Here is a 20,620-nt window from a genome sequence, read left to right as displayed (position 1 = left end):
ATCCTCCAACAAGTGCAAGAGACAACGCGATAATGCCATATGAGCACATTGGTTCGTGTTCTGGATGACATGGATCGTATTTGCGGCGGCGGTCCCACGCGATAGGTCGCGCTCGAAGCTGGAGGCCGCCGGTGTGTACGGGATTTCAATGGATTCCTGACGGAAAACCGCTTCGCACTTTTCCTCGAATTGCTTTTGAGGCGACGCAATTCCGAACGGACAAGCGCTTCACACTTTTCCTGGAATTGCTTTTTGAGATGGCGCGATTCCGGACGGAAAACCGCTTCGCACTTTTCCTGGAATTGCTTTTTGAGATGACCAATTCCGAACGGAAACCGTTTCACACTTTTCCTGGAATTGCTTAAGCTCCCCGCATTTCATGCCACGGAATTGATAAATGTCGCTTCGCCTTGCCACCTTCAACATCGAAAACCTTTTGAGCCGCTTCGATTTTTCCGGCTTTCGCAACCAGCTGAAACAGGACCGCGTGCTCCGGCTCTTCGACGTGAAGACGGAAGCCGAGTACCAGCGGCTGGAGGAGGCGCGCACGATTGCGCATACGGACGATACGCGGCAGATGTCGGCGCTGGCGATCGCCGATTGCGATGCCGATATCCTCTGCCTGCAGGAAGCCGACAACATGGCCTCGCTGCAGGCCTTCGAATACAACTACCTTTTTCGCATGGTCGGCAACGGCTATCGCCAGAAGTACCTGATCGAGGGCAATGATTCGCGCGGGATCGACGTCGCCGTGCTGATGCGCGAGGAGACGCGCGACGGCCAGCCGATCGAATGCCTCGACGTGAAGAGCCATGCGGGGCTGACCTATGAGGACCTCGACCTCTTCAACGACAGAATAGCGCTTACCAACCGTCCGGCCGACCGGATCTTCAAGCGCGACTGCCTGGAGCTGGACTTAAGGATCGGCGGGCGGCCGCTGACGCTCTACGTGGTGCATTTCAAGTCGATGGGGCCGGCGCGCGAAGGGCTCGACGGCCGGCAGGCGACGATGCCGCTGCGCGTGGCCGAAGCCTCGGCCGTGCGCCACATCATCGAAAGCCGCTTCGGCCGCGGGAAGACGGCCGACAAGATGTTCGCGATCTGCGGCGACATGAACGATTACCAGGAGAAGGTGAACATCCTCGGCGACCGGCGCACCGGCTACCAGTTCGTGCCGCATGAGGAGGAGACGAGTTCGCTCGACGTCTTTACCCGCGACGGCTTTGTCGAGAACCCGATGCTGCGCCGTCCGGTGATGGATCGCTGGACGCTGTTCCACAGCCGCGGGCCGCAGGAGCGGCATCTCTGCCAGCTCGACTATATCTGGCTTTCGCCGGCGCTTGCCAAGCGCAACGCGCACCAGGTGCCCGAGGTCATTCGCGGCGGCCAGCCGTTCCGCACGATCTTTCCGCCTGATCTGGAGGTGGAGCGCTATCCTCGCACCGGCTGGGACCGGCCGAAGGCGTCCGACCATTGCCCCGTGGCCATCACCCTGGATGTGTGAGCATGAGCGCGCTTGAAAGCAACACGGACGCCTGGCCGGATGAAGGCGTCATCATCCCGATCGATGCGGTGGATGTCCGCGTCACCGGCGCGGCGCATCCGTTTCACCAGGAGGAGGTGGAGCGCGCGCAGGAAAACTGGCAACGGGAGATTACCGCCAACCCGCACCTCTTCGACGGGCGGATGGTGTTGCTCAGGGCGCTTCGCATCGCGGACGGCCGGCTGCGGGGCGAGGGGCATGTGGTGCCCTATTCGACCTTTCTCTGGTGGCGGAAGACGCGAGCAAAGAGTGCCTTTCATCTCTTTGCCATGCCGGCGATCCTTTCTTCCGATGGTGCGCTGATCCTCGTGCGCATGGGCAGGCACACCGCCAATCCGGGCCGGGTCTACAGCCCCTCCGGTTCGCTCGAGCCCGAGGATATCGTCGATGGCGGCTGCGACATCGACGGCAATATCCGCCGCGAGGCGATGGAAGAAACCGGCATAGACCTTTCGCTCGCGACGGTGGAGCCCGGCTATCACCTGCTGCATATGGGCCGCGCCGTGACGCTCATCCGCGTCTATCGCTATCCGGAGAAGGCGGCAGCGCTGGTTGCGCGCGTGGCGGAGCACATTGCCGCGGACCCGGAGCCGGAGATTGACGAGGCGATCGCGGTTTTCGGCCCGGATCCCGTGGCGCACAACTATCCGCCCTTCATACCGCCGATCCTCGACTGGCTGTTTCGGCGCGAGAAACCGCTCTGATTTCGAATCAACGGGACGTCGCATCTCCTTGTATTTGTGCGTTTTAGCGGGGGTCGCCACGCGGCCGCGCGGCGGCGGATGCGCGCCGGTTACGGCTGGGAGGGTTTTTGGCCGCGTGAGCGGCGAAGCGTGCTGCCGGAGCCGGAGCTAAAGAAAACGTGATCCGCGCCGAGCTGTGTACCGGCGCTTTTAAGCCTTGCCGCCCGCGTCCCGACGCTGCAAAGTTCGCGCATATTCGCAAGGGGACATGAATGGCGCTCAGCTACGCGATCTACGACGTCTTCACCGACAGGCGACTGGAAGGCAATCCGCTGGCCGTGGTCTTCGGCGCCGACTGGCTCGACGATGAAGCGATGCAGGCGATCGCGCAGGAATTCAACCTGTCGGAGACGGTGTTTATCCGCAGGCCCGGCGGTGCGGCGCATACGGCGAAGCTCCGGATCTTCACGCCTGCCCAGGAACTGCCCTTTGCCGGCCATCCGACCGTCGGTGCGGCAATTGCGATCGCCGAGGCCCAGCGTGGCGCGACCGAGGAAGGCTTCGACCTCGTGCAGGTGCTGGAGGAGAAGGTAGGGCCGGTGCGCTGCGCCGTGCGGCTCAAGCCCGGGCAGGCGAGCTTTGCCGAATTCGACCTGCCGCGAAAATCGATCAGGCTCGACGCACGCTTCGACCGGCAGGCGATCGCCGATGCGCTAAGCCTGAAACTCTCGCAGATCGGTTTCGAGAATCACGTGCCGTCGTTCTGGAGCGCGGGCGCACCCTTCGTCATGGTGCCGGTGCATGATGTGGCGGCGGCTTCGTCGATCGAGTTCGATTCGCTGCGCTGGGAGCAACTGACGCCGATGGCCGAGGGACGGCTGGCCGCGGCTTACGTCTATTGTCGCGGCGGAGTGAACCACACGGCGCGCTTTCACGCCCGCAAGTTCGGCCCTGGTGCCGGCAATCTGGAGGATCCGGCAACCGGCTCGGCCGTTGCCGCCCTTTCCGGCGCGATCCACTATTTCGACCAGTTCGTCGACGGCCATCATCCGGTGCTGGTCGAGCAGGGCGTGGAAATGGGACGGCCGTCCTTCATTCACCTGCATCTCGACATCTCGGGCGGCGAGATCAGCAACGCCCGCATCGGCGGCCATGCGGTGAAGATTGCGGCCGGCGAACTCTACGTCTGAGGCGTCGGCATAAGACTTGGGAAATTCAGCTTAATCAGCGTCTTAAGAGAAGTTTTGGTGGGTGATCACGGGCTCGAACCGTGGACCCGCTGATTAAGAGTCAGCTGCTCTACCAACTGAGCTAATCACCCATCCGTGGCGTCGCTTTAGCGCACGACCTCATCACACTCAAGAGGGTATTTGCATCTCGCAATGATAAACTCACAGCCGTTTCCACCGGAGCGGTCGGAAACGGCTAGATTCTTGCCTTCAATCATCCCCGTCGTCAGCGCACGTCGATGAAGTTGCCCCTGAGGTCGAAGCGGCAGTTGAAGAAGGTGACGCCGCGGCCGCCATCGTAGTTGCCCTGCACCCAATAGTAGCGGCCGCTTCGGAAGGCCATATTGACGGTGATCCGGTTGGGACGCACGCCGAAGGCGGCAGACGCTTCGCCCTGGCAGAAGCGCGGCATCATCCTTGCGTCGACACGATCCGGCTGCTGCGTGTCGTCGTATTGCGGCGGGCGTTCCGGGCGTGGCCGTGTGTTGCCGCCGGCAGACGTGACACGGCAGACGCCGTTGCCGACGCCCCGGCGCGTATAGCTGATTGAAGGCGAACCATCGCGGTTGACGCTGATCGAGATCGTGGTTCGTCCTTGGCTCGCCTCGTAATAATCGCTGCTGAACCGCTTCAGACGGGCCTGGCTGCCGTTGATGAAGACGGGACCGCCCTGATCGGCGTGGACCTCGATACGGCCGGGGCAGGTGGCGTTGAAGAACGGCACTTCGGCCTTCGCCTCGGTGGCGAAGCCGGCAAGGATACCGACGAGCATTCCTGTGGCGATCGTGCTGCGCATGGGGATACCTCTCCAATCATCGCTCGTTTCGTGTGCCCGCTTCACTGCAGTATGCCGAGCATGCGCCTCGCGTCAAACGGGTCTTTCGTCGCGTTTCCCCTGTGGCCTGTACCCGCGGAGAGGCGCGAGGGGTGGCCGGAACGCCCCCGGTTGATAGCGGGCGAGTTCTCCACAGGGGGTGCTCTAGCCCCACGAGATTTTTCAAAAGATTTTCACAAAGGCGCTGGACAACCAAACCGAACGCCTTTATACGCCCCCTCACGACAGCAGCGGGACACACCGCGGCGGTCGCGGATGGGTGATTAGCTCAGTTGGTAGAGCAGCTGACTCTTAATCAGCGGGTCCACGGTTCGAGCCCGTGATCACCCACCAAAACTTCTCCTAAAGCGCTGATTAGATTACAATTCCTATATTTTCGCCGATCGCATGTGTCCGGGCTTCTGGGCAGAAGTCACGCCCCGTTTCCGCTGCAAAATATACCGGTTCGATGTTGCGACCCCAGTGGGTGGCGCGCATTCCGCTGAACCGTGGGACGGGCGGCGGATGAGGATCGCAAAGACAGGGCTGTCCAGCGTGATTGGTCTTCCGGCGATCAGTCGCCAAGCACGCGCGACGGCCGGGCCGCCGTCGCGCCGTGTCTTGCAGGGCTCGTGAATCACTTGGCCGGAAAATATCGCAGGGTTCCGGCGAGCCGGGGGCCGGTTGAGCCCTTGGTGTCCATCGGATGATTGATGCCGTCGTTGACCGGCAATTCTTCAAAATCAAAGGGGCTCACGCCCTCCAGGCAGGCTGCGTTAACGCCGTAGAAATCGGGGTTGGAGCGCGGCTTGTGAAAGGTGTAGATGCCGCATTTCGAGCAAAAGAAGTGTTCTGCTGCATTTGTGTTGAACTGATACTTGGTCAGCGCCTCGCCGCCCGAAAGCACAGTCACGCCGTCTTTGGCCGCCGAGACGGCAACCGCGCCCTTCAGCTGGCAGTATGAGCAGGTGCAGCGGCGGGCCGTATGGAGGCCATTCTTCAGCCGAACATTGAAGCGAACCGTTTTGCAGTGGCAGGCGCCGTTGAGGTCCTGAACGTCGAAATTCATGGAAACATCCGTCTGGTCTGAGCCGAATTGATGTCTGTTCCATAAGGGCTGGATCACCGATCCTCAAGTGCGGGCCACCGGCGTCGCGGCCGGCGCGACCGACCCTCGGCCAGCTGTGCCGCCGGCACCGTTCGGCGTCGGCCGCCCCTATGTTTTCGAGATCAGCAGGCTCCGTTCAATTGGCGGCGCAATTGGGATCGTTTCCGTTGATGACGGTCACGCCCGAACCAGGGGTGGTCGCAAGGCTCACAAAGCCCGCCGCAGCATTGCTGGTGTTGCCGTCATGCAACAGGCGCATCTTCAATCCTGCGTCTGCAGATTGTCCTCTTGCCGACAAAGTAATCCTGTGTAATTTTCGCCAAATCGGAGCTCAAACTAGAGGAGGCATACGATGAATATCAATTTTGTTCAGATGCGCGCCTCTGGTGGAATGGTTCACCCGTCACGACGAGTGTGCCGTAATCCTGTGTATTACTTCGGCGCATAACTGCGTCCTGAGTTCCGCCTTTTCGTATCTTCCATTTTGACTTGATGTGACCGGATTCCGGAACGTAGTTCCGTATCCGCGCGCATCCATAATCTAGAGGACCCGACCGCTTTGCGCGGCGGGAAAAATCATGCGCGAATTGCAACTGACCACCGCTGGCGCTTTGCCGGTGATCATGGACGACCTTTTTCGAACGTTCGGCTTCCGCCGCACGGTCGGCGCTTTCCTGCTTGCTGCCTGGAGGCGTCAGCGGACGCTCAACCAGCTCAGCCACCTCTCCGACCGTATGCTGCGCGATATCGGCGCAGAAACGGGAGAGGGCGTGAAGAAGCCGGAGATCGCCGACATCTCGCTCTGGCAGATGCCGGTCGGCTATCCGGTGACGAGACACAACTGAGGCCCGCGTCAAGCGGGCCTCTTTTCCCGCAGCAACCGGTGGCCGATGAACAACGGCTCAGAGGGCAATCGGCTCACTGGGGCACTGGCGCGGCGAGCTTGGCCGCGCAGTCATGCTTGATCATCGCCGCGGCAAGGTTTTCCCGCCCCTTGCCGGTCGCCTTCGCCCTTGCCGCCGCCATCTCCCTGCACCAGCCGGCGTCGAGAACGTCCTCCGGGATGTGCGGTATGCAGGATGAAAGAAAGAGCAGCGAAGAGAGGAAGACGACGCGCATTCAGGGGCTCCGTGGGGGCAAGGGCTCATTCATAGCACTGGTTGCGGGAAGGCTGGGTATCGAAAACGTCACTCATGTCCTGATCACAAACCTTCTAATCTGGTGTGTGAACGCCGCCTCCCGTCTGCTACCCGGGCCGGTTTTCCCTGATTATATCGACGAGCGCGCTTGCCCGGTTTGCTCAATTAGCTATGACGGTGACGAGGTCGGGACATCCGGCATTTGAAACCGCGGGTGGAAGTGCAGTAGCGATGACGGACACCAGGAATATTATTGACGCGCGTGCGTGCAGCGACGAGGCCCTGCAGGCGATCGGTTCCGATGTGCTGATTGTTGGGTCGGGGGCCGCGGCCTGCGCCATGGCGACGCGGCTCTTGGCGGAGGGCTTGAAGGTCACGTTGCTTGAAACCGGCGACAACCTCGTCAACTCCGACAGCTCGCCCTTCTTCGAGATCGCCAACCAGGAGCCGTTCGGACTTTCGTTCCAGATCGGCGGCGCGACCAATCTTTGGTCCGGGCGTGTCGCGCCGCTGGAAGATGTCGACCTGACGTCCGGCAACGACTGGCCGCTGGAGCGCGCTGAACTCGATGGATATTACCAGCAGGCGATCGAACTCCTGCAGCTGAAGCCGATCGGCGCCATCGACCAGGTGCCAGCCTATGACGGCGGCTCGGCGCCTTGGCGGGATTTTGTCTCCGACCCGGCCGTCTCGGTCAAGCGGTTCCAGTGGAGCCGTCCGGCCTTCAACGGTCAGGATTATCTGAAGGCGCTTGCGAGCAAGAACCCTGATCTCACCATCGTCTATAATTGCCGCGTCCTGCAGGTGATCCCGACCGCCGCCGGCGATCGCGTCGGTGCGGTGCGGGCGGCGATCGGCGAGGGGCGAACCGTGGAGCTTTCCGCCCCGGAATTCGTGCTTTGCGCGGGGGGGCTCGAAAACCCGCGCATCATGCTGAACAGCCGCCAAGGCGGGTTTTTGGCAAACGACAATATCGGCCGCTTCTTTTCCACCCATCCGAAGGCGAATGTCGGGCGCATTCACCTGTTCAAGACGGTGAAGACGGCAGGGCCGCTGTTCAGCGATCACAAGAGCGGCAGCAGCTCGCTGCGCTTCGGTGTCGGCGTGCGCAAAGGTCAGAAGAGAGACCAGCTGAACCATTATGTTCAGTTTTCGCCGCGCTTTGAATCGATCGGGCTCAAGCTTCTCGAGCATGCGCAGCACGTGGTGGCTGCCGGCGAGGGCGGCGATCGCCCGCAATCGACCTTGCGTCGTCGCCTGACCTCGGCGCTGGCGGTTGTCGGCCAGGTCGCCTTCAACGTCATCGGCAAGATGGGGTTGCTCGGGCCGGGCGGCTCGATCCTCGTGGTGCGCGGCTTCTTCGACCAACATCCCAATGCCGAGCACAGGGTCGAGTTGAGCGAGGCGCGCGATCCCCATGGGCTGCCGAAGGGCGTCGTGCGCTGGTCGCTGACAGAAGATGACCAGGCGTCGATCCGCGAATTTCTAGACGAGCTTTCCGGGCTGCTGCTGCGCCACAATATCGGCAAGCTGATCTCGACGCTGCCGCCGGCAGGCAAGCCCTGGGACATCACCGGCATCCATTCCCATTTCATGGGCACAACGCGTATGGGCCGCTCGGCCGACATGTCCGTCATCGATCGCGATGGCCGGGTGCACGGGGTCGACAACCTCTATGCGGCAGGCGCGTCGGTCTTCACCTCCTACGGCTACGCCAATCCAGTACTGACAGTCATGGCGCTTGCAATGCTTACCGCCGATAAGATATGCCAGCGCCACAAAACAAAGGCGGGTAATCCATGACGGAAATGACTTCCCCGGAACTTAGCGGCAAGGAACAGCGGGCGAAACGCACGCGCTGGCAAAAGCTCTCGCGAAAGAACTACTTCGGGGGCAAGCTTTCGACGAAGAACCTGGTCCGGCTATGCCAGGAAAATGCTTCGAACAAGCGCACGATCATCGTTCACACCGAAGACGTTGACTATACTGAGTTTTTCCCGAACTCGTTCCTGGTCTCGAAGTCCGATCGCAAGAAGGCCGATCTCGTCGTCGACACGCATTACCATCTCGATGCCATCGAGAGCGAAAGCTACGACATCGTGCTCTGCACCGGCCTGCTCGAACATGTTCCCGATCCGCAGCGGCTGATCGACGACATGCGCCGCATCCTGAAGCCGAACGGCAAGCTGATCATCTCCGCCTCGGCGGTGTTCTCCTTCCACGAGGGGCCCGAGAACTATTTCCACTTCACGCCCTTCTCCTTCAAGATGCTGTTCAAGGACTGGAGCGAGATCGAGGACCTGCGCGGCTCGAGCATGCCGTTCGAAACGATTGGCATTCTGATGCAGCGCATTCTGCTGCAGTGCGACGTGTTTCCGCTGGCGCGCCCGTTCATCGAACTCATGGCGCGCTCGGCCCGGTTCTTCGACGTCTTCATTACCCAGCAGTACGATACGACGTGGAAATACACCGACGATCACAAGATCGATTCGATGATGCCTTCCAACATTCAAGCCGTGGTGAGGAAATAGCGCGGGCCCGCCCGCGGCTTGGGCGACGTCCGTCGCCGCTTCGCCTTTAAAATTCCGATGAAGGATCACCCACGGGCGGCGCCCGTGGGTGATTTCGTTTTTGGCGCCGGGTGCTCGCGGGCGTTTACGGGGTCGTCGCGGGCTGCGTCGTGGCCGGCTGCGTGGTTGTTGCTGGCGGCGTCGCCGACTGGTCTGTCGTTGCGGGCTGCTGGGTCGTCGCTGGCTGCTCGGTCGTTGCCGGCTGTGTCGTCGTCGTTGTCGGCGCTGTCTCGGTTGCCTGCTGGTTCGCCCCCGGTTTCAGGAACATCACAGCAAGTACAATGAGCACGACCACAACCACGATACCGATGATGGTGTTTCGATTCATCAAGGCTTCTCCTCAGGTTAAGTGCCTTGAAGCTGTAAATGGAGCGGTTGGTCGAATTATCAACGGGCCGGTTCGCGGGTCGGTTGAAAAACACATGCCAAACGTGGCGTGGGGCGGCTGTGACCGCCCCGACGTGTGCGGCTGTCCCTGAAGTATAAACATGAGCCGGGTGGTTTTCCCCATCGACAGCCGGCTAAGCGAAAGCGCGAACCGACAAACCCGCCTTAGCGGGTGCCTTCGTCGGGAGCCTTCGGGACCGCGGTAATGAAGCCGAGCCGCAGCAATTGCTTCGATCCGTCGAACTTCATCGAAGACTCGGAAAAGAGCTGCAGGGCACCGGTGCTCGAAAGCGCATCCGTCATCTTCGCGTAGGCCGCCGAGCCGTCGAAATACTGCCCATCGGCCACCGCGTCGTTGATGACCTTCTGGTAGTCGGCAAAGAACTTGAAGTGCAGCAGCGTGCCAAGAATAGACGAGAAGTTGCGCTGATAGGGGAGCGGCTGGTGGATGCTGGGGCCGAAGCGACAGTCTTCGTCCCAATAGATCAGCGGATACTTGATCATTTCGAGGTCGGAGTCGAACTCGCGGTGGCGAGCGCCGCCCTTGATGGTGATCGCCCGCTTCGTCGTCGTCAGCGTATAGCCGCGGCTGTCGAAATGATCGGCGACTTCCCAGGGGGCACTTGTCTGCAACTGGTCGATGTCGGCGGCCCCGAGATCGACCGGATACATGTCCAGCATCGGTGCCGGGAGGCGCGAGATCTTCAGGCCCTCGAGCGCGTGGATGACCGACCAGAGCGTGCGGTTTTCGCAATCGTCATAGATCAGGAATTCGTCGGAATCGACGTTCACGTACCAGCGTTCGCCACCATACAGTGCGAACAGCGACTCTCTCCAGGCGCGTCCGCGCCGCGCATCCTTGTAGCGGACCGAGGATGCCCACAGGTCGACATCCGGCTGACAGAGCAGAAATTCGCGGGTGCCGTCGGTCGAGGCATCGTCGACGCAGATGAAGCGGGTGATCCCGAGTGACCGGTAATGGGCGAGGAAGCCCGGCATGAGCTTGGCGTCGTTGCGGGTCAGGAAGATCAGCGGCAGGTCATCGGGATAGAGCGATGTCTGCCCTTGGGGGCTGACACAGCGCAGATCGACCGCGTGGTTCATCCTGCGCTCGCGCCGCTCGACCTTGGTCGTCTCGTACCAGGTCGCGATGCGATCAAACAAGCTTCGATCCGTGATCGACTCGGCATCGGATCGATTCTTGAAGGGATACGCGATATCCGTCATGCTCATTCCGACATTTGTCATAAACAATATGAACCCGGACTAAATCAAAAGCACAGGCGTGGCAATCCATACGATCGCACGGATATGGGGAGCGAAAATCGCTGTGTCGAGTGGCTCGCACACGTGGAGTGCGCCCGGCTGCTACAGTTTCTGCGGGTATCCTTCAATCGCAAAAGGCGGCATTCAAGCGGCTCGGCACTGGTGCGCAGCCTGACGTCAAAGCGTTTTCTGCGAAACTTTTTGGCCGCTATCCTGTTTCTCCTTCATCCACGTTCGCGCTGATGCGCCAAGAAGTGGAGGAGGCAGACATGACAAGCATGATGAGCAAGCTGTTGATGGCGGCCCTGGTGGCCGCGGGATCGGTCACCGCAATGCCGGTCGTCTCGCCGGCGCAATCACTCGACCTCTATATCGGCCGGGACCGGGATTATTACGGCGACGACTTCCGTCGCGAGCGGCGGTATGACGACGAAGATTACGTTCGCCCGCGCGGCTGCAGCACCGGTCAGGCGTTGCGCCGGGCCTATCGCGCCGGCCTGCGCGATCCAGAAATTGCCGCCATGAGCCGCAACCGGATCGTCGTTGAAGGCGAAACCCGGCGCGGCCAATATGCCCGGATCTATCTGGCGAACCGCAGCGGCTGTCCGCGCATCGGATAACGGCTGGGCGGTCGCATGACGATCGCATCGTTCTCTCGCATAGGCCGGTGCCGGCAATCGTTCGGCGTCGGCGGTCGGGTAACGTCGAAGTTTTGCGGGTTTCCTTGCGGCCGGGCACGGTGATAGACCTCGCCGCATGACCGCACTTTCCCATTTCAACGCCACCCCGCTCGCCGAGCGCGCCTGCGGCACCTGTACGCTCTGCTGCCGCCTGCCGGATATCGATGCGCTGGAGAAGCCGGCCAATGCCTGGTGTCGGCATTGCACGGGTGCGGGATGCCGGATCTATGAGGACCGGCCGCAGCTTTGCCGTGACTTTCTCTGTCTCTGGCGTACGGACGAGACGTTGGGCGAGGCGTGGGATCCGGCGCGTTCGCATATGATGATCTATCGCCAGGGACCGCAGGTCACGGTTCTCGTCGATCCGGACCATCCGGACGCCTGGAAGCGGGCACCCTATGCAGCGGTGCTGCAGGGCTGGGCGCGCGAGGGCGAGGGCGGACAATATGTCATCGTCTTTGTCGGCGACGCAGTGTTCAAGGTTGATTGAGACCGGTTGGTAACGACCCGGCAGGCCCCTAGAAAGAAAGAGCCCCGCACGAGGGCGGGGCAAGCAGGCACCCAAAATGGCTCGGGGTGCGGGGAAGCGCAGTCCAGAAAGAACGTACTGCGCGGTACGGAAGCTAACGTGCATCCGCCGGAGCGGGAAAGGCCGGATTCGCTGATTCTGGTACGGTTGCCAAAATAAAGTGGCCCGCGCACGGGCGGGCAGGCGCGCCCCCGTGGTCGCTTCACTGGTCGGTTTTCATGGCTATCGATTGACTTTGCCGGTCGGCGCTTCATTTCCGATTGGAGGAAAAGACGGAGACGATCATGTCAAAGGCGATGCTGACGTTCCTGTGCCTGGCGGTGCTTGTGCTTTCGGCTTGCGCCAACACGGCGCGCGGCTTTCGGCAGGACGGTGTCGAAACCGGCCATGCGCTGGACGATGCGACCCATCGCGTGCTGAAATCGACATCGAAGTGACGCGATACGAGGTGCCCCGGGCTGCAGCGGCCTACCTACCGCGATGGGGCGGTGCTGGCGCGCGCGGGACTTTCAGCGCTGCTGAAGATCACCACGGCAAATAGCAGCACGCCGAGGAAGGCGACGATCGACGCGGCGGCAACGATGGGCTCGATCTCGGGCCTGCCTGTCGTCATCAGATAGAGCGAGGGCACGAGCACCGCGACGCCTGACGTGTAGACATAATACTGGATCAGTGCGAGCCGCCGCTCGGCCTTGGCCGGGTTGAGCGCGTAATAGATGCCGAAGATCGCCATCGTCACCCAGCCGAGCAGGTTCGTATGGGCATGGGCCGGCGTTGCTGCATGGTCCTGGCTGATCGCCATGTGCAGGCCCATGCAGAGGCCGATGATCAGGAAGATGATTGCGGTCTTGAAATAGAGTTGCGCAAGCCTTGGCATGGACTGTCTCCTCCGCGATGCCTTTGCTGTCTATTAGCATGTTCGCAAATGATTGGAGATTGCCAATATTGGGCGTGTGGGGGCGTCCGGGCAGGCGAAGGTCAGGCGGACCGGGCGGTGGCGGCGGCGAGCGCGGCGCGTTTGCGCGTCGCCATGCCGTCGAAGGTGGTGAGCCCCTGGTGCTGCAGGTAAGCCGAAATCGCCGCCTCGATGCCGCGATCGTTGCCGCCTTCGGTTTCCCAGAAGGCTTCGATGGCTGCAAAGAGGGCGGATCTGTCGAGCGTGACGGTCATCGCAAGCTGGTTCCGAACTGCTGGCGGTGGTTGAGGGTGCCGTGGGCGGTTTGGCCGAAAGGCGCGCACTGCGCGCTGAAATCGGCGCACCAGCGTTCCCATGCCTGCGACGTTCGCACGAAAGCGGGCAGTCTGTGTTCCTGCTCGGGGCTCTGGTCGAAACCGTTCAGCCAGGCATCGGCGACGGTCTCGGTAACATCTTCGCCGTGAAGCGCGTCGAGATCGAAGCGGATTAGCCGCTCCACATGCTCGCCGTCATGCACATCGAGCCAGTCGGCTGCGGTTCGGTAGGTGGTGCCCGTCGTGTCGGTCTCGTCGCAGAAGGTGCCGGCACCGAGCGTCATCATGGCGAGAATGATTTCTCGGCGCTTTAGAAAGGGTGCTGCGCTCATCGCCGTTGCGGCGCCCACGGAGATCGCATCCGACATCGTTCACCTCGTCTGTTCGAGGTGCGCACTGGAACACCCTTCGCGGGTTTCCTGTCGGCCCCTCCGGCTGTGTTTCTGATGTAGATATAGGAAAAATCCTATCTTTCAGTCAATAGGAAAAACACTGCCGGCAGGAATTGCCTTGTTCAAGTTGTCGATGACGCACTGTTTGTTCTTGTTTTGTTCGGGTGATTGCGCCACTGTGGGGCCGCCATTCCAGGTGGCGGAAAAGGAGCATGGGATGATCACCTACTTCGTCGTTCAGAGCTTCACACTGGGGAGCCGCGGCGCATTTCTCGCCGACGATCCGGTGCAGGCGACCGGACCCGAGCATGCCCAGCGGCTGGCCGAAAGGCTCGCGGCGACCAAGGTGGGGGTGATCGCCTTCAGCCGCTCGGGCGACCTGGCGACCGGTGAGTTCGAGGATGCCAGGGTGCTCTTTACGATCGGCGACCTGCCCACGGAGATCGAGGAGGCGATGGCGGCGTGACGGCTGTCGCCGGGCAGGGGTGGCCCGTAACGGTCACATCCGTGAGCGGTCGAGAAGGCGCTCACCGCTTGGGCGCCACTCAATGTTCATTGGTTACGAGCCGGGTGCGCCGTGGTAATGTCGTCGCGCAACGTTGGGAGGCGTGAAATGATGTCCGTCGACAGTCGTGCAAGCGGCGAGCCGTCTACCGGTCAATATTGGTCTTCGCCCATTCCGGTTGACGAGGCCGAGTTGAGCCCCGTTCTCCTGCGACAGATCAATTTTTGCGACGACAGGCGCGGATTTCGGGCCTATGTCGTGCAGGTGTTTGCCGATCCTGCCGGGCCTCCAGAGGCCATGTTCGAGCTTGCGTACAATCGCAGGAGCAAGCGCGCCTGCGCCATTTTCGAGGCGGTTCGGGCGGCTGACCTTGGTGGTTCCGGTGATAGGGTCGTCGCTGCGGCCGATCCGATCTGGGTGGTCGCAAACAGCCCTCGGACAGCGGTTGATGCTGCTTTTCAGGCCTTGGTCGATCGGTGTTCCGACTAGGGCAACTCGCTTATTTGTGCTGTTTGCGGCGGCGATGGGCGAAAAATCAAAGACTTAAAGCGCGACGAGGGGGCCGGAAGATTGCGGCGTGCCTTAACGGGCGGCTGCTCGGCGATCCCGACCGGATTGCCGCTCAATCTCTTTAAAATCCTGTGATTGTTTGTGGTGCTCGCCCCGTTTACCGCGCGCTGTATTTGCCGACGACCCGGTGGCAGAAGGACCATTCGACCCGGCTTTCGGTGAACTCCAGGAAGGGGTTGTATTGCCTCAGCGTCCATTCGCGGTCGTTGAACGAGACGAGCCGCTTGATGATTGCCTCGGCATCGTTGGCGGGGGGGACGTGGTAGAGCACCACGTCCTTGTCGCGCGTGGGTGGCAGGTGCGGGTGGACGAGCGCCATGTCGCCCGGCTCATAGGCCGGGATCATCGAGCTGCCGGTGAGGTAGATGCCGTAGGCGCCCTTGACGCCCTCGAGCACGGACGGGCGCTTGACATATTCGACCGCATCGAAGGTGACGATCACATGGCCGTCGCCGCCTTGCGCGGCCGCAAAGATCGGCAGGTCGCGATGGCCGACGAGCTGCTCGCCGGGCACGATCTGCGGCGCAAAACCCGGCGCGCGTCTGGGCGCGGCTTCGCCGGCGGCGGCAGCCCCCTGGATCAGCTCGACGATCGCGCGGGCGTCGCGCTCGCGCAGTTCCCGCGGCGTCTCCCGCTCCACGAACTGCTGGATATAGGCATGGTTCTTCCCGATCGCGATCGACAGATCCTTGTAGGTCGTCTTCTTCGCGTCGACTGCTTCCCGGATGAGGTGGCGCAATTCGTCCATGGCACTGGCATCCCAGATTCCGTTTCCGTCGTCCAATAGGATTTTTCCTCTTGATGGCAATAAGAAATCCTACTATGAATAGGATGTCAACGGAAATGAGCGGCAGAAACCGCTGCAGCAACCGTCACGGCGCCCAGTGGGCAGCAAGCGGACTGGATGCGGATGATCGATCCGTCTCAGCCGATGCCGACCAGGGGGCGCATTCAGCATCGATCGCCGCATCTTGTGCGGTGGTCCAGGCGAGAGGCCGTCGTTTCCTCCCCGGCGACCTCTCGCTTTTCCAATCGATGCCGGCGCGCCGGCGCATGGTTGCCACGCGGGCCGATGACGGTCCGTGGTCGATGACGTGCGCCACGTCGGTGTCGAGCAGCCGGCGCGCAGCCAGTGCGCGCCGGCGGCGCCAAGGTCACGGGTTTCGGCCGTTGAAGTGCCTCCTTCGGCGGAGGCGTGGCCCCCTGACACCGGGAGGGGACGGCGAAGGCGACCGGCTGCTTGCCTGACGGTGGGCGGCAAGGCGACCGGCCAGTGACGGGAAGAACAATCGGAAGCGGGCGCGCGGCAGGCGCGACGAATGGCCGTGCCAATGGGCACGGCCAAAGGGGAAAGCATGGGAAGCGGCATGGCTGACAATGATTTGACAGGGAAGGCGCCGGGAGGGCGCGGGGTTTTGCCGACGTGTGAAACTCCGGGGCGGCTGGCGACCGGGGACGTCGATTCCAAGGCCGGGATTCGTCGTCCAAGCCGGGTGGCGGGCGTCTCCTCCCGCCAGGTGGTGCGCTCTCCTTTCCCCCGGCCGGCGAGGGCTTGAGCGCATGCGCATTACCGCAATCGTCGAAGCTCTTGTTCAATCGGGCGCGTCGCCCGAGATGATCCTTTCTGCCGTGCGCGCTGCCGAGGCGGGGCACGTATCCGAGATCGAGCGCCGCCGGGCGGGCGACCGCGAAAGGCAGCAGCGCCGTCGGGCCCGCGTGACGTCACGCGATGTCACGGTGACGGCCGACGGTGCCCTCTCTGATAAAGAAAGCTCCCCCACACCCCCTAAAGAAACTAACTCTCCCGACCCGAATCCGGGTGGGGACGCCGACCGGCCGGTTCCGGCTGCAGCCGTTCCGGATGCGGCAGGCTCGCGGCGCAACGGGAGCGGCCGGGCGATGCGGCTGCCTGAAGATTTCGAGCCCGACTGGGGCTTTGCCGCCGGCCTCGGCTTCGGCCGGGCCGAGGCCGGCGTCGAGTTCGACAAGTTCCGCGACTACTGGCGCGCCAAATCCGGACGCGATGCGACCAAGCTCGACTGGGCCGCCACCTGGCGAAACTGGATGCGCAATGCCGGCGGCCGCGGGTTGCGCGGTGGCGGACAGGCCCGTCGCGGCCATCACCCCCAGGCGCCGCCACACGAGACCGCCTTTGCCCGCCATCAGCGGGAATGCAGGCAGACAATCGAAAACCAACTGAACGGAAACGAGAACAATGACCTATTCAGAGATGATGATTTCGCCGGCGGAGGCCCGGCTTTCGACCTTGGGCCGGGAGATTACCGCGCTCACTGAGCGGCTGGCTTGCGTCAACGAGGCGGCGGTGCTGCGCAGCCTCGACGCGATGCAGACGGCCGGCATGACCATGCCCCCGACGATCGAGCCGAGGAAGATCATTGCGGTTTACCACTACGCGCTTTCGGGCGTGCCGGCCTCGGGGCTTTCGGCGGCGACGCAGAAACTGATCCGCGGCGACTATGCCGCCAATCCCAACGTGCTTCTCGGCACGATTCCCAAGCCGCCGGTGCTGGCAGCGCTCGCCAAGGCGGAGGCGCTGGGTCTCAGGGCGGATCTTGCCCGCAAACGCGAGATGGTTGCGGCGCTGACGCCGCGCCCGGCCGACGATCGGCGATCGCCGGCAAGCCGCAGCCGGGTGCGGGCGATGGTCGAAAGCTTCCGTCAGGCGCATGCGGCAGCGAAGGCCGGGCGAGATGCAGTTTCCACCGACGGGCGGGCGCAAGGCGCGAACGTCCCGACCGAAAGCGCAGCTGATAGGCAGCCGGATGATACGGCCCCGCAAAATCCGGCGGCGCGGAATGCGTTTCGCGACTGGCTCGTGTCCGGCGTCGAGCGTGCAAATCTCAATCCAGCCGTTTCGAGGGAGGCTTTCCATGCGGTCTGAAGGCACTGAATTGACGACAGGACAGGCACCGGGCCGCGCAGCGGAAGGGTTGGCGGAAAGGATGCTCTCGGGGGACGAAGCGGGGGGCGCGGCTGCAAAACCGGCGACGCTCGACGATCTCGTCGGCATCGTCGCCGTTCAGGTGCGGGCGCAGGCGAGCCGGATCCAGGAGTTGGAACTGGCGCTCGCCGATGCCGAGGCGCGCATCCTCTCTCAGGCGCGGCTGATCTGCGGTGCCACGGCGGTGGCAAACAGCGATCTGTTCAACCGCCGGCCGGTGCGGGCGATTATCGAGGAGGTGCTTGGCGCCTATCCTGGGATCAGCTTCGAGGACATCATCGGGGTTGGCCGCGAGCGGCGGCTGGTCGAGCCGCGGCACCGCTGCATGACCGCCGTTTACGACGAGCGCCCGGATCTATCGCTGCCGGCGCTCGGGCGGATCTTTCGGCGCGACCACACCTCGGTGCTGCACGCCGTCAACAAGCGCGAGCCCGGCAATGCGCGGCGGCGCGGACGGACCCAGCAGCCGGGCCGCTTGCCCGCGAATGCCGGTGCCGACGGGATCGGCGCGCCGGCATTTTGATTTTCCGACGAATTTCAGTCCCGCCCGCGGCCGCAGACACATGCAGCGGGCGAGGGCACATGCAGATTGCAAAAGGAGAAGAGACCATGACATCAAAGGCAGAGCGCATCCGCATCAAGCGCGCCAGCCGGGCGGGCCGGCCGCGCAGGGCCAATGTGGCGCGCTATCCGGGCGGGCAGATCAAGCATGGCGAAAGCGAGCGCGAGGTCTGCTCCGTGGCGCTGGACGCGCGCCGGCGCATGCATTTTTCCGGCAGGCGCGACGCCGATGTTGCCAGCCCCTTTGCCGGCTACACGCTCGGTCGCATGTTCCTCGACGGCAAGCTGACCGCGCATGAGCGCGAGGCGGGCGACGAATACAGCCGGCAGATGGCGCGCTACTACAGCCTCACCGGCATTCCTTTCCCGAGCGTGCGGGCCCAATCGCTGTTCGACGTGAAGGGTTTTGCCGGCGAGACGAGCGCCGAGCGCGCCCGCGGCGCCCGCCAGGCGGCGAACCGGATGATGGAGCTGGAAGGCGTGCTCTTGAAACTGCCGGACGGGCCGCAGGTGAAGACCACTGTCTTCAACGTCTGCATCATGGACTACGAGATGCTGCGCACCATGCCGGAACCGCAGCTCGCCTGGCTGAAGCGCGGACTGATGGAGCTGCACTGGCAGCTGGGGCTTTCGCGGGAGAAGGAAGGGGCGTGAAAGCGAGCGCGAGGATCGGCCGCTGCCAGTGGCGCGGTTTCAAGCCCGGCTCGCGCTTCGCCGCGCCGCTTGCCGCGATGGCGGGTTCGAATGCCCTCGCGTCAGCGCGGCTGCGCACCGCGACGAGCGTCGCATGTTCGGCTGAACACGCGACGCTCGAACCGGCCTGAGGGGGCGGCGGACGCGACCGGAACCGTGTGGATGGGGCGCGCGCCGGTCTCTCAGGCACGGTAACGATTATCCCCGGAAGGCTCTTCCCTCGGTCGTGGTGGCCACCTCCGGTTCGTCGGAAAACATCATGCAGGTGAGCGCTGAACGTTTCGCCGTTCGCAATTGCCGTGTCGCGTTACACTTTTGACCACGAATGTACTGGCACTGGTGTAAGAGCGATGATGAGGAAGCTCGGTGCGATTTCGCCCCGGGCTTTTTTGTTGACCGCATGCGAGACTTTCGCGTCATTGATGCGGCCGATTGCTTTGTCAGCGGTCGCCAGCCGCCTGCGCCCGGGTATCCAGGCCACGAAGGGTCTGCCTCATCTTGGCCTTGAATAGACCTCAATTGACGCGCACCCTGATTAAATCGATTTAAGCCTGCTTGGCTTCTCGCGGCGTCAGAACCTCGACCCGCCATTTCCCCCTTAGATCGCCGCGTCGTAGCGCTGCCGCACGCAGCGGTATCAAACGAGATCGCGTGCCGGCGGCTGCCGGTATCGGGAGGAGATGTCATGTTCGACCGAACGATTCACCGGACAATCCATTTCGACCGACCGTTCAGATTGCCGGGCGTCGATGAGACGATCGTCGCCGGCGCCTACGAAATCGATGACGACGAGGTGCCGATCGAAGGGCTTTCCTGGCTCGCCTACCGCCGTGTTGCCACCTTCATCAAGTTGCCCGCGACAGTCGAGAACCACTACCGCATGCGGTTGATACAAATCGAACCCGACGAGTTGGCGCGTTTGGTCGCGCTCAGCGGCGCCGAGATATCAGATGCGCCCGGACAGTGAGGATAAAACCATGTCCCAACATCGCTATCCCGTCGGACTGTCCGTTCGCCTGCGAGACCGTCATCATCTCTCACCGAGAACCGCCGAAACCTATCGCATCACCGCAAAGATGCCGCTACGCGACAACGCCCCTCAATATCGAATTCGCAACGATGAACTCGGACAGGAGCGGGTCAGCGCTGAAAGCAATCTGGAACCGATCGACTGGGGAATGACCCGCAGCCACTGAGGAATGCCATGCGCTATGTCGAAACATTGAAGCGACTATTCCGGGTTAAACCTGAAATCCGTCACCGTGGTCTTGTGCTGACGGTCGCAAAGCCGGCCAGTCAAAAGGCATGCGAAAGGCCGCAGGAACGTCATGACAGCTCCGGCATATTGAAGCGCAGCCGGGATACGCAGGAGCGCCACCGGCTTTTGTAGAGCAACTGATCTGCGTCAAGACAAGGAGATAGACGCCGATGAAACCGCTCCATCGCACACATCAGATTGGCCCCGCGCTTTGGCTGCGAAACGGTGGGGCAACCGGCAACACGGGCGAACTCGATCAATATGGCAGGCGTGTGGAACGTGACGGGTCCTGGACGGGAGCGCGGTTGTATATCGGCTCCTGGACTATGGCCGGCCTCGACCAGCAATTTGGCCTCCGCTGTGCTTCTCAACGCACCACAGCGGACCTGAAGAAGACGAGGTAAACGCCCGTGTCTGACGCGAATGGAAATGTCTTGATGAGCGTCGCGGAAATCGAGCTGTTGCGGTGTGTGTTCGAGGCGACCTGCGCGGAGCACCAGA

General features: G+C 62.5%; 28 protein-coding genes and 2 tRNA genes. 19 read left to right on the top strand and 11 right to left on the bottom strand.

What is annotated here, in order from left to right; translation table 11 throughout:
- Positions 1-397 precede the first annotated feature (397 nt).
- The 3 genes from IB279_RS11275 to IB279_RS11265 all read left to right on the top strand — a co-directional run bounded on the left by IB279_RS11275 (position 398) and on the right by IB279_RS11265 (position 3,416).
- The gene (locus IB279_RS11275) at positions 398-1,504 is read left to right on the top strand and encodes an endonuclease/exonuclease/phosphatase family protein (RefSeq protein WP_034793373.1); all 1,107 of its coding nucleotides are present in this window, start codon (positions 398-400) and stop codon (positions 1,502-1,504) included.
- 2 nt (positions 1,505-1,506) lie between these two features.
- Positions 1,507-2,247 carry an NUDIX hydrolase gene (locus tag IB279_RS11270; protein WP_112770971.1) on the top strand — a complete coding sequence of 247 codons (741 nt, stop codon included), beginning with the start codon at positions 1,507-1,509 and terminating at the stop codon, positions 2,245-2,247.
- 251 nt (positions 2,248-2,498) lie between these two features.
- Positions 2,499-3,416 carry a PhzF family phenazine biosynthesis protein gene (locus IB279_RS11265; RefSeq protein ID WP_112770970.1) on the top strand — a complete coding sequence of 306 codons (918 nt, stop codon included), beginning with the start codon at positions 2,499-2,501 and terminating at the stop codon, positions 3,414-3,416.
- 55 nt (positions 3,417-3,471) lie between these two features.
- Here IB279_RS11265 and IB279_RS11260 read toward each other — a convergent pair.
- A tRNA-Lys gene (locus IB279_RS11260) sits at positions 3,472-3,547 on the bottom strand.
- A 134-nt stretch (positions 3,548-3,681) separates the two neighbouring features.
- On the bottom strand, positions 3,682-4,251 hold the full coding sequence (locus tag IB279_RS36940; protein WP_210209347.1) for a hypothetical protein: 570 nt from the start codon (positions 4,249-4,251) through the stop codon (positions 3,682-3,684).
- 296 nt (positions 4,252-4,547) lie between these two features.
- Here IB279_RS36940 and IB279_RS11250 point away from each other — a divergent pair.
- Positions 4,548-4,623: transfer RNA gene (locus IB279_RS11250), tRNA-Lys, on the top strand.
- A gap of 283 nt (positions 4,624-4,906) precedes the next feature.
- On the opposite strand, the gene IB279_RS11245 is transcribed toward IB279_RS11250, so the two are convergent.
- Both IB279_RS11245 and IB279_RS37645 read right to left on the bottom strand, forming a co-directional pair.
- Positions 4,907-5,338, bottom strand: a complete 432-nt coding sequence (locus IB279_RS11245) for a GFA family protein (protein ID WP_060516128.1) — start codon at positions 5,336-5,338, stop codon at positions 4,907-4,909.
- 175 nt (positions 5,339-5,513) lie between these two features.
- Entirely contained in the window at positions 5,514-5,636 is a 123-nt protein-coding gene (locus tag IB279_RS37645) for a hypothetical protein (protein ID WP_256439263.1), read from the bottom strand.
- Between the two features lie 319 nt (positions 5,637-5,955).
- On the opposite strand from IB279_RS37645, the gene IB279_RS11240 reads away from it, so the two are divergent.
- The gene (locus IB279_RS11240) at positions 5,956-6,222 is read left to right on the top strand and encodes a DUF1127 domain-containing protein (RefSeq protein ID WP_112770969.1); all 267 of its coding nucleotides are present in this window, start codon (positions 5,956-5,958) and stop codon (positions 6,220-6,222) included.
- A gap of 73 nt (positions 6,223-6,295) precedes the next feature.
- Here IB279_RS11240 and IB279_RS11235 read toward each other — a convergent pair whose 3' ends face one another.
- A complete protein-coding gene (locus IB279_RS11235) occupies positions 6,296-6,496 on the bottom strand; it encodes a hypothetical protein (protein ID WP_034793392.1) in 201 nt (66 codons plus the stop codon).
- A gap of 251 nt (positions 6,497-6,747) precedes the next feature.
- Between IB279_RS11235 and IB279_RS11230 the strand changes: the two genes are divergently transcribed.
- Together IB279_RS11230 and IB279_RS11225 are read left to right on the top strand one after the other, a co-directional pair.
- Positions 6,748-8,319 carry a GMC oxidoreductase gene (locus IB279_RS11230; RefSeq protein ID WP_181529498.1) on the top strand — a complete coding sequence of 524 codons (1,572 nt, stop codon included), beginning with the start codon at positions 6,748-6,750 and terminating at the stop codon, positions 8,317-8,319.
- Positions 8,316-9,047 (top strand): class I SAM-dependent methyltransferase, encoded by a 732-nt coding sequence (locus IB279_RS11225; RefSeq protein WP_051659275.1) that lies wholly within the window; start codon positions 8,316-8,318, stop codon positions 9,045-9,047. Before IB279_RS11230 ends, IB279_RS11225 begins: the two co-directional genes overlap by 4 nt.
- A gap of 124 nt (positions 9,048-9,171) precedes the next feature.
- On the opposite strand, the gene IB279_RS11220 is transcribed toward IB279_RS11225, so the two are convergent.
- Together IB279_RS11220 and IB279_RS11215 are read right to left on the bottom strand one after the other, a co-directional pair.
- Positions 9,172-9,414, bottom strand: a complete 243-nt coding sequence (locus IB279_RS11220; protein WP_034793396.1) for a hypothetical protein — start codon at positions 9,412-9,414, stop codon at positions 9,172-9,174.
- Between the two features lie 224 nt (positions 9,415-9,638).
- Positions 9,639-10,625 (bottom strand): glycosyltransferase family 2 protein, encoded by a 987-nt coding sequence (locus tag IB279_RS11215; protein ID WP_162727286.1) that lies wholly within the window; start codon positions 10,623-10,625, stop codon positions 9,639-9,641.
- A 203-nt stretch (positions 10,626-10,828) separates the two neighbouring features.
- Between IB279_RS11215 and IB279_RS11210 the strand changes: the two genes are divergently transcribed.
- The 3 genes from IB279_RS11210 (at position 10,829) to IB279_RS11200 (ending at position 12,385) form a co-directional block, all read left to right on the top strand.
- Complete coding sequence (locus tag IB279_RS11210) at positions 10,829-11,359, top strand: hypothetical protein (RefSeq protein WP_246801893.1); 531 nt, start codon at positions 10,829-10,831, stop codon at positions 11,357-11,359.
- A 136-nt stretch (positions 11,360-11,495) separates the two neighbouring features.
- Positions 11,496-11,909, top strand: coding sequence for a hypothetical protein (locus IB279_RS11205; protein WP_060516134.1), 414 nt, complete (start codon positions 11,496-11,498; stop codon positions 11,907-11,909).
- A gap of 323 nt (positions 11,910-12,232) precedes the next feature.
- Positions 12,233-12,385 carry a hypothetical protein gene (locus IB279_RS11200; protein ID WP_034793400.1) on the top strand — a complete coding sequence of 51 codons (153 nt, stop codon included), beginning with the start codon at positions 12,233-12,235 and terminating at the stop codon, positions 12,383-12,385.
- Between the two features lie 35 nt (positions 12,386-12,420).
- On the opposite strand, the gene IB279_RS11195 is transcribed toward IB279_RS11200, so the two are convergent.
- From IB279_RS11195 to IB279_RS11185, 3 genes are all read right to left on the bottom strand, one after another.
- Complete coding sequence (locus tag IB279_RS11195) at positions 12,421-12,825, bottom strand: hypothetical protein (protein WP_034793402.1); 405 nt, start codon at positions 12,823-12,825, stop codon at positions 12,421-12,423.
- 101 nt (positions 12,826-12,926) lie between these two features.
- Positions 12,927-13,118 (bottom strand): hypothetical protein, encoded by a 192-nt coding sequence (locus IB279_RS11190; protein WP_192339208.1) that lies wholly within the window; start codon positions 13,116-13,118, stop codon positions 12,927-12,929.
- A complete protein-coding gene (locus IB279_RS11185; RefSeq protein WP_060516136.1) occupies positions 13,115-13,546 on the bottom strand; it encodes a hypothetical protein in 432 nt (143 codons plus the stop codon). The genes IB279_RS11190 and IB279_RS11185 overlap by 4 nt, the downstream gene beginning before the upstream one ends.
- Positions 13,547-13,787: 241 nt before the next feature.
- Between IB279_RS11185 and IB279_RS11180 the strand changes: the two genes are divergently transcribed.
- Entirely contained in the window at positions 13,788-14,036 is a 249-nt protein-coding gene (locus IB279_RS11180; RefSeq protein ID WP_034793442.1) for a hypothetical protein, read from the top strand.
- A gap of 706 nt (positions 14,037-14,742) precedes the next feature.
- On the opposite strand, the gene IB279_RS11175 is transcribed toward IB279_RS11180, so the two are convergent.
- Positions 14,743-15,393, bottom strand: coding sequence for a S24 family peptidase (locus tag IB279_RS11175; RefSeq protein ID WP_082566246.1), 651 nt, complete (start codon positions 15,391-15,393; stop codon positions 14,743-14,745).
- Positions 15,394-16,205: 812 nt separating this feature from the next.
- Here IB279_RS11175 and IB279_RS11170 point away from each other — a divergent pair.
- The 8 genes from IB279_RS11170 to IB279_RS11135 all read left to right on the top strand — a co-directional run bounded on the left by IB279_RS11170 (position 16,206) and on the right by IB279_RS11135 (position 20,251).
- Complete coding sequence (locus tag IB279_RS11170; protein ID WP_060583343.1) at positions 16,206-16,940, top strand: hypothetical protein; 735 nt, start codon at positions 16,206-16,208, stop codon at positions 16,938-16,940.
- A complete protein-coding gene (locus IB279_RS11165; protein WP_162251803.1) occupies positions 16,861-17,547 on the top strand; it encodes a hypothetical protein in 687 nt (228 codons plus the stop codon). The genes IB279_RS11170 and IB279_RS11165 overlap by 80 nt, the downstream gene beginning before the upstream one ends.
- Complete coding sequence (locus IB279_RS11160) at positions 17,537-18,130, top strand: helix-turn-helix domain-containing protein (protein ID WP_192339207.1); 594 nt, start codon at positions 17,537-17,539, stop codon at positions 18,128-18,130. Before IB279_RS11165 ends, IB279_RS11160 begins: the two co-directional genes overlap by 11 nt.
- Positions 18,131-18,216: 86 nt before the next feature.
- Positions 18,217-18,822, top strand: a complete 606-nt coding sequence (locus IB279_RS11155) for a hypothetical protein (RefSeq protein ID WP_060516141.1) — start codon at positions 18,217-18,219, stop codon at positions 18,820-18,822.
- Positions 18,819-18,992: a hypothetical protein gene (locus IB279_RS11150; protein WP_156400690.1), complete on the top strand. Its 174-nt coding sequence runs from the start codon at positions 18,819-18,821 to the stop codon at positions 18,990-18,992. The genes IB279_RS11155 and IB279_RS11150 overlap by 4 nt, the downstream gene beginning before the upstream one ends.
- Before the next feature lie 554 nt (positions 18,993-19,546).
- Positions 19,547-19,828, top strand: coding sequence for a hypothetical protein (locus tag IB279_RS11145; RefSeq protein WP_034793452.1), 282 nt, complete (start codon positions 19,547-19,549; stop codon positions 19,826-19,828).
- Positions 19,829-19,838: 10 nt separating this feature from the next.
- A complete protein-coding gene (locus IB279_RS11140; RefSeq protein ID WP_060516142.1) occupies positions 19,839-20,057 on the top strand; it encodes a hypothetical protein in 219 nt (72 codons plus the stop codon).
- Between the two features lie 8 nt (positions 20,058-20,065).
- Complete coding sequence (locus IB279_RS11135; protein WP_143556319.1) at positions 20,066-20,251, top strand: hypothetical protein; 186 nt, start codon at positions 20,066-20,068, stop codon at positions 20,249-20,251.
- The last annotated feature ends 369 nt before the right edge of the window (positions 20,252-20,620 follow it).

It is taken from the genome of Ensifer sp. ENS06 (genome assembly GCF_014852205.1).
Classification (GTDB): domain Bacteria; phylum Pseudomonadota; class Alphaproteobacteria; order Rhizobiales; family Rhizobiaceae; genus Ensifer; species Ensifer adhaerens.
Note: the sequence above shows the minus strand (reverse complement) of the source record. Positions and strands in the feature narration are given on the sequence as shown.

Coding starts and splice junctions, on each gene's coding strand:
- IB279_RS11220 (WP_034793396.1), bottom strand. CDS start 9,414: ATGAATCGAAACACCATCATCGGTATCGTGGTTGTGGTCGTGCTCATT.
- IB279_RS11230 (WP_181529498.1), top strand. CDS start 6,748: ATGACGGACACCAGGAATATTATTGACGCGCGTGCGTGCAGCGACGAG.
- IB279_RS11190 (WP_192339208.1), bottom strand. CDS start 13,118: ATGACCGTCACGCTCGACAGATCCGCCCTCTTTGCAGCCATCGAAGCC.
- IB279_RS11245 (WP_060516128.1), bottom strand. CDS start 5,338: ATGAATTTCGACGTTCAGGACCTCAACGGCGCCTGCCACTGCAAAACG.
- IB279_RS11185 (WP_060516136.1), bottom strand. CDS start 13,546: ATGTCGGATGCGATCTCCGTGGGCGCCGCAACGGCGATGAGCGCAGCA.
- IB279_RS37645 (WP_256439263.1), bottom strand. CDS start 5,636: ATGCGCCTGTTGCATGACGGCAACACCAGCAATGCTGCGGCGGGCTTT.
- IB279_RS11180 (WP_034793442.1), top strand. CDS start 13,788: ATGATCACCTACTTCGTCGTTCAGAGCTTCACACTGGGGAGCCGCGGC.
- IB279_RS11270 (WP_112770971.1), top strand. CDS start 1,507: ATGAGCGCGCTTGAAAGCAACACGGACGCCTGGCCGGATGAAGGCGTC.
- IB279_RS36940 (WP_210209347.1), bottom strand. CDS start 4,251: ATGCGCAGCACGATCGCCACAGGAATGCTCGTCGGTATCCTTGCCGGC.
- IB279_RS11200 (WP_034793400.1), top strand. CDS start 12,233: ATGTCAAAGGCGATGCTGACGTTCCTGTGCCTGGCGGTGCTTGTGCTT.
- IB279_RS11155 (WP_060516141.1), top strand. CDS start 18,217: ATGACATCAAAGGCAGAGCGCATCCGCATCAAGCGCGCCAGCCGGGCG.
- IB279_RS11195 (WP_034793402.1), bottom strand. CDS start 12,825: ATGCCAAGGCTTGCGCAACTCTATTTCAAGACCGCAATCATCTTCCTG.
- IB279_RS11170 (WP_060583343.1), top strand. CDS start 16,206: ATGCGCATTACCGCAATCGTCGAAGCTCTTGTTCAATCGGGCGCGTCG.
- IB279_RS11225 (WP_051659275.1), top strand. CDS start 8,316: ATGACGGAAATGACTTCCCCGGAACTTAGCGGCAAGGAACAGCGGGCG.
- IB279_RS11275 (WP_034793373.1), top strand. CDS start 398: ATGTCGCTTCGCCTTGCCACCTTCAACATCGAAAACCTTTTGAGCCGC.
- IB279_RS11165 (WP_162251803.1), top strand. CDS start 16,861: ATGACCTATTCAGAGATGATGATTTCGCCGGCGGAGGCCCGGCTTTCG.
- IB279_RS11235 (WP_034793392.1), bottom strand. CDS start 6,496: ATGCGCGTCGTCTTCCTCTCTTCGCTGCTCTTTCTTTCATCCTGCATA.
- IB279_RS11145 (WP_034793452.1), top strand. CDS start 19,547: ATGTTCGACCGAACGATTCACCGGACAATCCATTTCGACCGACCGTTC.
- IB279_RS11175 (WP_082566246.1), bottom strand. CDS start 15,393: ATGGACGAATTGCGCCACCTCATCCGGGAAGCAGTCGACGCGAAGAAG.
- IB279_RS11265 (WP_112770970.1), top strand. CDS start 2,499: ATGGCGCTCAGCTACGCGATCTACGACGTCTTCACCGACAGGCGACTG.
- IB279_RS11205 (WP_060516134.1), top strand. CDS start 11,496: ATGACCGCACTTTCCCATTTCAACGCCACCCCGCTCGCCGAGCGCGCC.
- IB279_RS11140 (WP_060516142.1), top strand. CDS start 19,839: ATGTCCCAACATCGCTATCCCGTCGGACTGTCCGTTCGCCTGCGAGAC.
- IB279_RS11135 (WP_143556319.1), top strand. CDS start 20,066: ATGCGCTATGTCGAAACATTGAAGCGACTATTCCGGGTTAAACCTGAA.
- IB279_RS11160 (WP_192339207.1), top strand. CDS start 17,537: ATGCGGTCTGAAGGCACTGAATTGACGACAGGACAGGCACCGGGCCGC.
- IB279_RS11240 (WP_112770969.1), top strand. CDS start 5,956: ATGCGCGAATTGCAACTGACCACCGCTGGCGCTTTGCCGGTGATCATG.